Origin of the sequence: Streptomyces sp. NPDC059900 (genome assembly GCF_050270335.1) — a bacterium.
GTDB lineage: Bacteria > Actinomycetota > Actinomycetes > Streptomycetales > Streptomycetaceae > Streptomyces.
In genome coordinates, this window is record NZ_JBNNJZ010000226.1 from 1 (window position 1) to 12683 (window position 12683).

10 protein-coding genes are annotated in these 12683 nt (G+C 67.7%); 7 read left to right on the forward strand and 3 right to left on the reverse strand.

Translation table 11 applies throughout. From position 1 onward, the window contains the following. The 3 genes from ACQKIP_RS25720 to ACQKIP_RS25730 form a co-directional block, all read right to left on the reverse strand. The coding region (locus tag ACQKIP_RS25720; protein ID WP_427744193.1) for an FAD-binding protein at positions 1-831 on the reverse strand (831 nt) is incomplete at its 3' end. Further along, positions 831-1664 carry a hypothetical protein gene (locus ACQKIP_RS25725; protein WP_361386212.1) on the reverse strand — a complete coding sequence of 278 codons (834 nt, stop codon included), beginning with the start codon at positions 1662-1664 and terminating at the stop codon, positions 831-833. The genes ACQKIP_RS25720 and ACQKIP_RS25725, both read right to left, overlap by 1 nt. 58 nt (positions 1665-1722) lie before the next feature. After that, the gene (locus ACQKIP_RS25730) at positions 1723-2037 is read right to left on the reverse strand and encodes a hypothetical protein (RefSeq protein WP_365861833.1); all 315 of its coding nucleotides are present in this window, start codon (positions 2035-2037) and stop codon (positions 1723-1725) included. 377 nt (positions 2038-2414) lie between these two features. On the opposite strand from ACQKIP_RS25730, the gene ACQKIP_RS25735 reads away from it, so the two are divergent. The 7 genes from ACQKIP_RS25735 to ACQKIP_RS25765 all read left to right on the forward strand — a co-directional run. Continuing rightward, complete coding sequence (locus tag ACQKIP_RS25735; protein ID WP_365861835.1) at positions 2415-4784, forward strand: ABC transporter family substrate-binding protein; 2370 nt, start codon at positions 2415-2417, stop codon at positions 4782-4784. A gap of 335 nt (positions 4785-5119) precedes the next feature. After that, complete coding sequence (typA, locus tag ACQKIP_RS25740) at positions 5120-6994, forward strand: translational GTPase TypA (RefSeq protein WP_361181781.1); 1875 nt, start codon at positions 5120-5122, stop codon at positions 6992-6994. Positions 6995-7568: 574 nt separating this feature from the next. Further along, the gene (locus ACQKIP_RS25745) at positions 7569-9194 is read left to right on the forward strand and encodes a peptide ABC transporter substrate-binding protein (RefSeq protein ID WP_365861836.1); all 1626 of its coding nucleotides are present in this window, start codon (positions 7569-7571) and stop codon (positions 9192-9194) included. An 81-nt stretch (positions 9195-9275) separates the two neighbouring features. After that, positions 9276-10205: an ABC transporter permease gene (locus ACQKIP_RS25750; RefSeq protein ID WP_266870514.1), complete on the forward strand. Its 930-nt coding sequence runs from the start codon at positions 9276-9278 to the stop codon at positions 10203-10205. Beyond that, positions 10198-11166, forward strand: coding sequence for an ABC transporter permease (locus tag ACQKIP_RS25755; RefSeq protein ID WP_365861839.1), 969 nt, complete (start codon positions 10198-10200; stop codon positions 11164-11166). The genes ACQKIP_RS25750 and ACQKIP_RS25755 overlap by 8 nt, the downstream gene beginning before the upstream one ends. An 11-nt stretch (positions 11167-11177) precedes the next feature. Then, entirely contained in the window at positions 11178-12239 is a 1062-nt protein-coding gene (locus ACQKIP_RS25760) for an ABC transporter ATP-binding protein (protein WP_365861841.1), read from the forward strand. Further along, on the forward strand, positions 12232-12683 hold a 452-nt coding region (locus ACQKIP_RS25765; protein WP_427744199.1), incomplete at its 3' end, for an ATP-binding cassette domain-containing protein. The genes ACQKIP_RS25760 and ACQKIP_RS25765, both read left to right, overlap by 8 nt.

Genomic DNA, 12683 nt, shown 5'->3' on the forward strand with positions numbered 1-12683 from the left:
GTTGCGCAGTACCCCGCCGTCGCCGCGCACCGACTCGGTGACCAGGATGCCCTTCACCGAAGGCGGCCAGACCATCCCCGTGGGGTGGAACTGCACGAACTCCATGTTCAGGAGCGGCGCTCCGGCGAGCAGCGCGAGCGCGTGGCCGTCGCCCGTGTACTCCCACGAGTTCGACGTCACCTTGAAGGACTTGCCGATGCCACCGGTCGCCAGGACGACGCTCGGGGCTTCGAGCACGAAGAAGCGGCCGGACTCACGGTCGTAGCAGAACGTGCCGCTCACCCGCTCGCCGTCCTTCAGGACGCGGGTGACCGTGCACTCCTGGAAGACCTTCAGGCGTGCTTCGTAGTCGCCGAATTCGCGTTCGTCCTCCTGCTGGAGGGAGACGATTTTCTGCTGGAGCGTGCGTATCAGTTCGAGGCCGGTCCGGTCGCCGACGTGCGCGAGGCGGGGGTATTCGTGCCCTCCGAAGTTGCGCTGCGAGATCCGTCCGTCGGCCGTGCGGTCGAACAGGGCGCCCCAGGTCTCCAGCTCCCAGACGCGGTCGGGTGCCTCGCGCGCGTGCAGCTCGGCCATCCGCCACTGGTTGAGGAACTTGCCGCCGCGCAGGGTGTCGCGGAAGTGGACCTGCCAGTTGTCGCCGGAGTTCACGTTGCCCATGGAGGCCGCGATGCCGCCCTCGGCCATCACCGTATGGGCCTTGCCGAACAGGGACTTGCAGATCACGGCGGTACGCGCGCCTTGCTCACGTGCCTCGATCGCTGCCCGCAGGCCCGCGCCGCCGGCTCCCACCACGACAACATCCCACTGCTGCCGCTCCACTTGAGACATCAGAACAACCTCGGATCGTCGAAGACGCCGGACGCGATCAGATACACGTAGAAGTCGGCGAGCGCCACGCTCACCAAGGAGGCCCAGGCGAGCAGCATGTGCCGTGCGTTGAGCTTTCCGACCCACTGCCACATGCGGTACCGCACGGGGTGCTTGGAGAAGTGCTTGAGCTTGCCGCCGACGATGTGCCGGCAGGAGTGACAGGAGAGTGTGTAGGCCCAGATCAGCGTGATGTTGACCAGGAAGACGAGGGTGCCAAGGCCCATGTGGCCCCACTCGTAGTGCTCGTCACGGAACGAGAGCACGGTGTCGTACGTGAGGATGCACGCCACCGGAACCGCCGCGTAGAAGAAGTAGCGGTGGATGTTCTGCAGGATCAGCGGGAAGCGGGTCTCTCCGGAGTACTTCTTGTGCGGCTCGGCCACCGCGCAGGCGGGCGGCGAGGCCCAGAAGCCCCGGTAGTAGGCCTTGCGGTAGTAGTAGCAGGTCAGCCGGAAGCCGAGAGGGAAGATCAGGATCAGCAGGGCGGGGGACAGGCCCCACCAGCTGCCGAAGATCTCCCAGTTGGGTCCCGACCGCATCGGCTCGCAGTTCTCGGCGAGGCACGGCGAGTAGAACGGCGATACGTAGGGCGCCGCGTAGTAGTCCGCGTTCGCGAAGGCCCGCCACGTCGAGTAGACGACGAAGGCGAAGAGCCCGGCGGCGGTCGCGGCGGGCGCGAGCCACCAGCGGTCGGTCCGCAGATGGGCAGCGCCGATCGCGGCGCGCGTCGCCGCTCTCACGCCGCCGGAATCCTGACCGCTTTTCAGATGAGGTTCCGTGCCAGTGGCCAACGAGGCTCGACTCCTTAGTCCTGAGGTCGGGGACGGCAGTGCTCAGGGCGGGGGTGTCTCAGGGGGCACGCCGGTCGCGCGCGCCCAGGCCCTCGTCGTCCGAGTCCGTCCACAGAGAGCTGTCGTACGGCGTATCGGGGATGGTGACCAGGTCGGGCCGCTTCTGCGGGGCGCCGCCCTGACCGGAGGCCGTGGCGCGAAGGAGCGCGACGCTCTCGCGCAGATGGTCGGCGTCCGTGCGGACACGGCGGACGTCGAGCCCCGCCAGACCGCCCCCGGAACCCTCGCCGACCTGCTGCTCCAGCTTGCCGACGGTGCGGACCAGATCGTCGACGCAGCGCTGAACAGCCGTCAGATCATCCTGCAGAGCCATGACTTGCCCTCACTTCAGGGGTGCGGCGGCAACGTTCATGCGCCTGCGAGTGTCGCGCGTCACATCCCGGCTTGTGAAGGGATCTGCCGGGATTCCCGGCTCGCACTGGCCGAAACGCGCCGGGGTGTACGCCGTGGCTCCGACCGCGCTTCGGGGCGCGAGCAGAGGCGGTCGTCACGCTCGGTCACGCCGGGCGGGGTCGGGTTGGGCCGCACGAGTGGCATCCGCCGCCCCCGCGCCGTGTCGCTCCCGCGGGCCGGGTCCCGTCCCCTTCAGTGGATCGATAGATGTGATCAGCTCCATATACCGCCAAACGTGATCAAACCCGGCCCCGGTCCTGGTAGCGGGCGGCCGGGCGAGCCCCGGAGGTACCCGCCATGACCCCAGACCGCGCCAGACTGAGATCTGCCGTGTTCCTCGCCACGGGCGTGCTGGCTCTGCCCGCCCTCGCCGCCTGCAGCTCTCAGGACGAGGCGGGCACCCCGACGGCCGGTCAGGACGTCGCGCCCGCGGCCCGCGACCGCGTCGCCGACGGCGGGACCATGAACTGGGCCGTCGACGCGATGCCGGAGACCCTCAACTCGTTCCAGTCGGACGCCGACGCGGGCACCTCGCGCATCGCGGGCGCGGTGCTTCCCTCGATGTTCCGTCTTGACGCGATGGGCAGGCCGCAGCGGAACGCCGACTTCCTGGAGTCCGCGGAGGTCGTCGAGCGCGAGCCCAAGCAGGTCGTGCTCTACAAGCTCAACCAGCAGGCGGTGTGGAGCGACGGCCGTGAGGTCGGCGCCGATGACTTCGCGGCGCAGCAGCGCGCCCTGTCCGGCAAGGACAGCGCGTACTGGACGGCGCGCAACGCGGGGTACGACCGCATCGAGAAGATCGAGCGGGGCGAGAACAACCTGGAGGTGCGCGTCACCTTCAACAAGCCGTACGCGGACTGGCGCTCCCTCTTCTCGCCGCTGTACCCGAAGGAGGTCATGGGCACGCCCGACGCCTTCAACGACGGTGCGCGGCGCAAGCTCAAGGTGAGCGCGGGCCCCTTCGCCGTACAGGAGTTCGACAGCAAGGCGGAAGAGGTCACGCTGACCCGCAACCCGCGCTGGTGGGGCAGGCCCGCCAAGCTGTCCAAGCTCGTCCTGCGTGAGGTGCCGCGCAGTACGCGGGCCGCGGCGCTCGCGGCGGGGAAGATCGACCTCGCCGAGATCGACGCCCCCGAGGCGCGGCGCATCGCGAACGCGGCCCGCGACCAGGGGGCGCAGGGCCCGCTGAGCCACGGCCCCGAGGCGCGGCTGACGCCCGCCAAGGCGCTGCGCTCCTGGGCGATCGCCAACGGCTCCGACGAGGAGGCGGCCGACACCGAGCAGCAGGCCCGCGCCAAGAGCCACCGGGCGATCAAGAAGTACGCGACCGAGCAGACGGGCCTGCGGAGCTACACCGTGCGCAAGTCCCTCGAACCGGCCTACACCCAGCTCGCCCTCAACGGCACCGAGGGCCCGCTCGCCGACGACCGGGTACGGCGCGCGGTGGCCCGCGCCCTGGACCGCGACGAACTCGCCAAGGCGGTGCTCTCGCCGCTCGGCCTGCCCGCCAAGCCGGTCGGCAGCCACCTGGCCCTGGCCGGTCAGCAGGCGTACGCGGACAACAGCGGGGCCCTGGGCGACCAGGACACCGCCGAGGCGCGGGCGCTGCTCGCCGACGCGGGGTGGACGCCGGGCGGTCCGCTGAAGGAGCCGAAGGGCAAGACGGCCGGGTCGGAGGCGGACGCCAAGAAGTCGAAGTCGGACTCCGGCTCCAGCGGCTCCGGGTCCAGCGACTCCAGCGGCTCGGACGACTCCGGGGACTCCGGCGAGGACTCGGGCGACGACGGCACGTACATCGTCGGCGAGGACGACCAGAAGCCGGGCGACAGCGGCACCTCGGTGCTCGCGCCCGCTCCGGCCGCCGCCTACCAGCAGGCGGCGCTGACCCGCCAGGCCGCGTCGCTCACGGCTCACCGCGAGGCGGACAAGGAGAAGAAGAAGGACCCCGGCGAGCACGCCAAGCAGCGCGCCGAGAAGCATTCGGGCAAGCACGCGGAAAAGCACGCGAAGAAGCAGGACGAGGCCAAGGGCGGCGCGCCCGGCGCATACGCCCCCAAGGGCACCGCGGCCCCCGCCGGTGACCCCGCGGCGGCGGGCGGCCCCATGGCCAAGGACGGCAAGCCCCTCACCCTGCGCTTCGTCCTGCCCTCCGGGGAGGGCTCGGAGTCGCTGCGGACCGTGGCCGACCGGATTTCGCGGATGCTGGAGAAGATCGGGATCAGCACGGAGACGTCGAAGGTCGCCGACGACAGCTACTTCAAGGACCACATCGCGTCCGGTCAGTACGACCTCGCCCTCTACTCCTGGCCCGCGACGGCCTTCCCGGCCACGGATGCGCGTCCGATCTTCGCCAAGCCGATCCCGGCCGCGGACGGCTCGCTGAACGTCGAGCAGAACTACACGCGGGTCGGCACGGACCACATCGACCAGTTGTTCGATCAGGCGATGGGGGAGCTGGACGAGGACGAGAGCCGGGCCCTGGTCAAGAAGGCGGACGCCCGCATCTGGGCCGAGGCCGGGTCCATTCCCCTCTATCAGCGACCCCAGCTGACGGCGGCCCGCTCGAACCTCGCGAACGCGGGCGCGTTCGGATTCCAGGCCCCGAACTACGAGGACATGGGCTTCCTGAAGCCGGGCGAGAAGCCCGCGGCCAAGCCCGCGAAGTAGCTCCGCCGCAGGTCACACGGCGTAGGTCACACTCAGATCCAGCTCAACTCCCTTGCCCGCCGGCGCCCCCGGCGGGCAAGGTCGTTCCCACCCATTGACCCGTGCGTACTTTTCTGCGCCCGCCCCTGCCCGGCATCTCCGCCCACACCCCCGGTCCACCCCTCGGAAGAACCGCAAAACCCCTGGTCAGGCCGCCCGCGAGGCCCCCGCGGAGGTCACCTCCGCGTAAGGGCCGTAGACTGGGGTGAGGCCGTGGCGTGTTGTCTGCCCGGCAGGGCACGCGTACCGGACCGTACGCGCCGCCGTCCACTCTTCCCGGGAGAAGCGCAGCTCGTATGCCCACGCGCCATGACATTCGTAATGTTGCCATCGTCGCCCACGTCGACCACGGCAAGACCACCCTGGTCGACGCCATGCTCAAGCAGGCCGGCTCCTTCGCCGCGCACGCAGCCGAGTCGCTCGACGACCGCATGATGGACTCGAACGACCTGGAGCGTGAGAAGGGCATCACGATCCTGGCCAAGAACACGGCCGTCAAGTACCACCCCAAGGATGGCGGCGACGTCATCACGATCAACATCATCGACACCCCCGGCCACGCCGACTTCGGTGGCGAGGTCGAGCGCGGCCTGTCGATGGTGGACGCGGTCGTCCTGCTCGTGGACGCGTCCGAGGGCCCGCTGCCCCAGACCCGCTTCGTCCTGCGCAAGGCGCTGGCCGCGAAGATGCCGGTCATCCTGTGCATCAACAAGACGGACCGTCCCGACTCGCGCATCGCCGAGGTCGTCGACGAGACGTACGACCTGTTCCTGGACCTGGACGCGGACGAGGACCAGATCGAGTTCCCGATCGTCTATGCCTGCGCCCGTGACGGCGTCGCCTCGCTGACCAAGCCGGAGGACGGCACCGTCCCGGCGGACAGCGACAACCTGGAGCCGTTCTTCTCCACGATCCTGGACACCGTCCCGGCTCCGGAGTACGACGAGGACGCGCCCCTCCAGGCCCACGTCACGAACCTCGACGCCGACAACTTCCTCGGCCGTATCGCGCTGTGCCGTGTCGAGCAGGGCGAGCTGAAGAAGGGCCAGACCGTCGCGTGGATCAAGCGTGACGGCACGATGGCCAACGTCCGCATCACCGAGCTGATGATGACCGAGGCGCTCACCCGCAAGCCCGCCGAGAAGGCGGGCCCCGGTGACATCTGTGCCATCGCCGGTATCGCGGACATCATGATCGGCGAGACCCTCGCCGACCCCGAGAACCCGGTCGCGCTCCCGCTGATCACGGTCGACGAGCCCGCGATCTCCATGACCATCGGCACCAACACCTCGCCGCTCGTCGGCAAGGGCGGCAAGGGCCACAAGGTCACCGCCCGCCAGGTGAAGGACCGTCTGGACAAGGAGCTCATCGGTAACGTCTCGCTCCGTGTCCTGGACACCGAGCGTCCCGACGCCTGGGAGGTCCAGGGCCGCGGTGAGCTCGCGCTCGCCATCCTGGTCGAGCAGATGCGCCGCGAGGGCTTCGAGCTGACCGTCGGCAAGCCCGAGGTCGTCACCAAGCAGATCGACGGCAAGACGTACGAGCCGATCGAGCGCATGACGATCGACTCCCCCGAGGAGCACCTCGGCGCCATCACGCAGCTGATGGCGACCCGCAAGGGCCGCATGGAGACGATGACCAACCACGGCTCCGGCTGGATCCGCATGGAGTGGATCGTTCCGTCGCGTGGTCTCATCGGCTTCCGTACGGAGTTCCTGACCCAGACCCGCGGTACCGGCATCGCGCACTCGATCTTCGAGGGTCACGAGCCGTGGTTCGGCGACCTGCGCACCCGTCACAACGGCTCGCTCGTCGCGGACCGCTCGGGTTCGGTCACGCCGTTCGCGATGGTCAACCTCCAGGAGCGCGGTGTCATCTTCACCGAGGCCGGCACCGAGGTGTACGAGGGCATGATCGTCGGCGAGAACTCGCGCGCCGACGACATGGACGTGAACATCACCAAGGAGAAGAAGCTCACCAACATGCGTGCGGCTTCCGCGGACACGACCGAGAACGTCGTGCCCGCCCGCAAGCTCTCCCTGGAGCAGTCCCTGGAGTTCTGCCGCGACGACGAGTGCATCGAGGTGACCCCGGAGACCGTGCGTATCCGCAAGGTCGTCCTGGACCAGAAGCAGCGCGGCCGCAGCGCCTCGCGCGCCAAGCACGGCTGACGCCCGGCGAATTCGGCATACGAGGCCGGTTTCCGCCCTTCCTCCGGGAAGTGGCGGGGGCCGGCTTTCGTGCGTCTGCGGGTTTTACCCCCTTGAAGGGCCCTCAGGGGCACTACGCTGGCCCGGGCCCCGGGGGTCGACGGTTTCCCGTCGTCGCGACTCTCCGCGCATCTACGCGCGTCCACAGAGCCGCCCCCGAAGACGCCGGCAGTCGCCTCCGGCGCGGTCAGCCGCAACCGGTTTTCCCGGACCATCTGTCCGGAATGCGGACGGCGTTGACCGTTAGATGTGTAACACGTCCGTTTCGCAACCATCTATCTCGGATCGGTTTGTCCGGATTTTGGAAGTTGTACGCACCAGGTGTGATTGAACCGAGACCAAAAGAGTGTGGTCGGGCGGTACCTCATGGCTAATAGTTGACCGCGTATAGCTCGGGTCAATGGGTCACGCGCTGTGGGGAGCGCCGACTCACGAGCACACTGGGGTACTTCGATCTACGCGCCGTCAGGGGTGTCGGCGCGGATTCACGTACCCCCTCTTGTAGTGAACAAGTGGACTCATGAGGAGGAACCCCATGCGTGGTGCCAAGAGCGCCAAGTGGGTCGCGATAGCGGGTGTCGTGGCGCTGACGGCAACGGCCTGTGGTGGCGGCGACGACAGCAGCGGCGGCAGTGGCAAGGTCGACCCGAAGGGGATCGTCAGCTACGCCAATGGTGAGCCGCAGAACGCCCTGCAGCCTTCCAACACCATGGAGGCGTACGGCAGCGTCGTCATCGACTCGCTCTTCACGGGCCTGGTCCACTACGACAAGCAGGGCAACATCACCTACGAGAACGCCGAGTCGGTCACCCCCGACAAGGCGAACAAGGTGTGGACCGTCAAGCTGAAGTCGGGCTGGAAGTTCCACAACGGTGAGGCTGTCACCGCCAAGTCGTACGTCGACGCCTGGAACTGGGCGGCCGACCCGGCCAACGGCCAGCAGAACAGTGGCTGGTACCGCGACATCGTCGGTTACGACAAGGTCCACCCCGAAAAGGGCAAGGCCAAGTCGAAGGAGATGTCGGGCCTGAAGGTCGTCGACGACAACACCTTCACCATCACGCTGAACACGGGTATCCCGTACTACGCGTACAAGCTCGTCTACGCGCCCTTCTACCCGATGCCCTCGGCAGCGCTGAAGGACCCGAAGAAGTACGGCGAGGCGCCGGTCGGCAACGGCCCCTACAAGTTCAAGAGCTGGGACCACAAGAAGTCGGTCCAGGTGACCGCGTGGTCCGGCTACAAGGGTGCCAACAAGCCGAAGAACGGCGGCATCAACTTCAAGGCGTACACGACGCCGCAGGCCGCGTACAACGACCTGCGCTCGGACAACGTCGACACGATGCCGCTGATCCCGGACAGCGAGCTCGCGAACTTCAAGCAGGACTTCGGCGACCGCGCCATCGAGCAGGACTTCTCGGCGATCAACACGGTCAACCCGGCGTTCTACAGCAAGGCGTTCAAGGACGTCGACGTCAAGGTCATCCAGGGCCTGTCGATGGCCATCGACCGCGACACCATCGCGAAGACCACCTTCGCCGGTACGCGTGAGTCGGCCACGGGCTGGGTCGCCAAGGGCGTCAAGGGCTACAAGGCCGGCGCCTGTGGTGAGTTCTGCAAGTTCAACCCGAAGAAGGCCAAGCAGTTCGTCAAGGACGGCGGCGGCGTTCCCGGCAACGCGATCACCATCCAGTACAACGCCGACCAGCCGCACAAGGGCTGGGTCACGGCGGTGTGCAACAGCATCACCAAGTCGACCGGCGTGAAGTGCACCGGCGACCCGAAGACCGACTTCCAGGCCGACACCGAGGTGCGGGACAAGAAGCAGGTCAAGGCGATGTACCGGTCGGGCTGGGTGCTCGACTACCCGTTCAACGGCAACTTCCTCGCCGACCTCTACGGCACGGGCGTCGACGGCAACAAGGGCGGCTACTCGGACAAGAAGTTCGACGAGCTGACCAAGAAGGCCGATGCGGCCAAGACCATCGACGAGTCCGCGACGCTCTACCAGCAGGCCGAGAAGCGGTTGGCAGAGACGTTCCCGGGCATCCCGCTCTGGTACAACAAGACGCTCTCCGCGTACTCCAAGAACGTGAAGGACGTCAAGTTCGACCAGGCCGGAGACCCCGTCCTCACCGACATCGAGGTCTTCGAGAAGTAGGCGTCGGAGCCATCTCCCCGAAGCGACGCCCGGCGATCCCGGGCGTCGCTTCGGGCGGCTCCGGATTGGACGGAGGCACCAATGGGGCGATATGTCGCGCGGCGACTGCTCCAGATGATCCCGGTCTTCATCGGGACAACCCTGTTGATCTTCATCATGGTCAACGTGCTCCCCGGCGACCCGGTACGGGCGCTGTGGGGCGACAAGCCGCCGGACCCGGCGCAGGTGGCGCAGATTCGCCACGACCGCGGTCTGGATCTGCCCCTCTGGCAGCAGTACCTGCACTACATGGGCGGTCTGCTGCAGGGCGACTTCGGCAAGACGATCGCCGGCAACCGGCCCGTCCTGGACGAGATCACCCAGGCGTTCCCGGTCTCGATGCGACTGGCCTCCATGGCTTGGACGTTCGAGCTCATCGTCGGCATCACGCTCGGCGTGCTCGCGGGCATCAAGCGCGGCCGCTTCGTGGACAACACGGTCACGCTCTTCACGCTTCTGGTGATCTCCGTTCCGATCTTCGTGGTCGGTCTGCTGTGCCAGCTGTTCTTCGGCAATGAGCTGGGGTGGATCACACCCACGGTCCAGGACTCCGAGAACATGGGCCAGCTGATGGTCCCCGCGATCGTGCTCGGCATGGTCGGCCTCGCCTACGTGGCGAGACTGACCCGTACGTCGATCGCCGAGAACCGGCAGGCGGACTACATGCGCACGGCCGTGGCCAAGGGCCTGCCGCGCCAGCGCATCATCACCCGGCACCTGCTGCGCAACTCCCTGATCCCCGTGGTCACTTACCTCGGTACGGACGTCGGCACCCTGATGGGCGGCGCGGTCATCACCGAGGGCATCTTCAACGTGACGGGCGTCGGCAACCTCCTCTTCCAGGCTCTCGCCCGCCGTGAGGGCGCGGTCATCGTCGGTGTGGTCACCGTCCTGGTGCTCGTGTACCTCGCAGCCAGCCTGATCGTCGACCTGCTATACGCGGTCCTGGACCCGAGGATCCGTTATGCCTGACCTCACCAAGACCACGGCGGCGTCCGAGTCCACGGACGAGCAGACCGTGACGCCGGACGCACCCGTCGACGCGATCGCCGCGGGTCCCGCGCCGGGCAAGCCGCGCAGCCTCTGGAACGACGCGTGGCGCGAACTGCGGCGCAATCCGCTCTTCGTCATATCCGCGTTCCTGATCGTGATCCTGCTCGTGGTGGCGGCCTTCCCCGGCCTGTTCACCGACGCGAACCCGGACTCCGGCGACCAGGTCAACCACTTCCTGGGCAAGCCCGAGCTCACCCACTTCTTCCAGGCGGACTGGTTCGGGTACGACAGGGTCGGGCGCAGCATCTACTCCCGGGTCGTGCACGGCGCGCGCAACTCGATCCTCGTCGGCGTCGGCGTGACCATCCTGGTCACCCTCTTCGGCGGACTGTGCGGCATGCTCGCGGGCTACTTCGGCGGGTTCTGGGACAGCCTCATCTCCCGGCTCACCGACGTGTTCTTCGGCATCCCGTTCCTGCTCGGCGCCATGGTCGTCCTGAACGCCTTCACCGACCGCACCGTCTGGGTCGTCATGGGCGCGCTCGCCTTCCTGGGCTGGACGCAGATCGCCCGCGTGATGCGCGGCGCGGTGATCACCACCAAGCACGCCGACTACGTGGTGGCGGCGCGTGCGCTCGGTGCCGGGACGAAGCGGATCCTCTTCCGCCACATCCTGCCGAACGCGCTGGCTCCGGTGATCGTCGTGGCGACCATCTCGCTCGGCACGTACATCGTCGCCGAGTCGACGCTGTCGTACCTGGGTCTCGGCCTCGGTGACGGCGCCATCTCCTGGGGCGGCGACATCTCCGACGCGACGCAGGACATCCGGAACAACCCGCACACGCTGTTCTTCCCGGCAGGAATGCTGAGTATCACGGTGCTGGCGTTCATCATGATGGGTGACGCCGTACGCGAAGCCCTCGACCCGAAGCTGCGCTGAGGGAGGCGTACATGACCAGCATCGACATCAAGGAAGACTCGGTTCCCGCCCCCCGCTCGGGCGAGGAAAAGGGCGGCAGGCTGCTCGACGTCAAGGACCTGCACGTCGAGTTCCACACCCGTGAGGGCGTGGCCAAGGCGGTCAACGGCGTCAACTACAGCGTGGACGCAGGCGAGACGCTCGCCGTCCTCGGTGAGTCCGGCTCCGGCAAGTCCGTGACGGCGCAGGCCATCATGGGCATCCTCGACATGCCGCCCGGCAAGATCCCGCAGGGCGAGATCCTCTTCCGCGGCCAGGACATGCTCAAGATGTCCGCCGAGGAGCGCAGGAAGATCCGCGGCCGCAAGATCGCCATGATCTTCCAGGACGCGCTCTCGTCGCTCAACCCCGTGCTCTCGGTGGGCTACCAGCTCGGCGAGATGTTCCGGGTGCACGACGGACTCAGCCGCAAGCAGGCCAAGGCCAAGGCCGTCGAGCTCATGGAGCGGGTGAAGATCCCGGCCGCCAAGGAGCGGGTGAACGACTACCCGCACCAGTTCTCCGGCGGTATGCGCCAGCGCATCATGATCGCGATGGCGCTCGCCCTGGAGCCGGACCTGATCATCGCCGACGAGCCCACCACGGCTCTCGACGTGACGGTCCAGGCGCAGGTCATGGACCTGCTGGCCGATCTTCAGCGCGAGTACAACATGGGCCTGATCCTGATCACCCACGACCTCGGCGTGGTCGCCGACGTCGCGGACAAGATCGCGGTGATGTACGCGGGCCGGATCGTCGAGACGGCTCCGGTCCACGAGCTCTACAAGCGTCCCGCGCACCCGTACACGCGCGGTCTGCTCGAGTCGATTCCCCGGCTCGACCAGAAGGGCCAGGAGCTCTACGCGATCAAGGGACTGCCGCCCAACCTGCTCCACATCCCGTCCGGCTGTGCCTTCAACCCGCGCTGCCCCATGGCGCAGGACATCTGCCGTACGGACATCCCGGCCCTGGTGCCGGTGAGCGAGCAGGACGGCGCGGAGCTGCCGGGCCGCGGCAGCGCGTGCCACTTCTGGAAGGAGACGATCCATGGCTGAGCCGACGAAGGCTTCGAAGCTCTCGAAGACGGACGAGCCTGCCGACGCCACGCCGAACGTCTCCGACGTGGAAACGGTCGACGCGGCCACCGCCGAGGAGGCCGTCGCGGCCATCGAGGCGCCGGTGGAGCGCGGCGAGCCGATCCTTCAGGTGCGCAACCTGGTGAAGCACTTCCCGCTGACCCAGGGCATCCTGATCAAGAAGCAGATCGGCGCGGTCAAGGCCGTCGACGGCATCTCCTTCGACCTCTACCAGGGCGAGACGCTGGGCATCGTGGGTGAGTCCGGCTGTGGCAAGTCCACGGTCGCCAAGCTCCTGATGACCCTGGAGCGCGCCACGGCCGGCGAGGTCTTCTACAAGGGCCAGGACATCACCAAGCTTTCGGGGCGTGCCCTGAAGGCGGTCCGCCGCAACATCCAGATGGTGTTCCAGGACCCGTACAC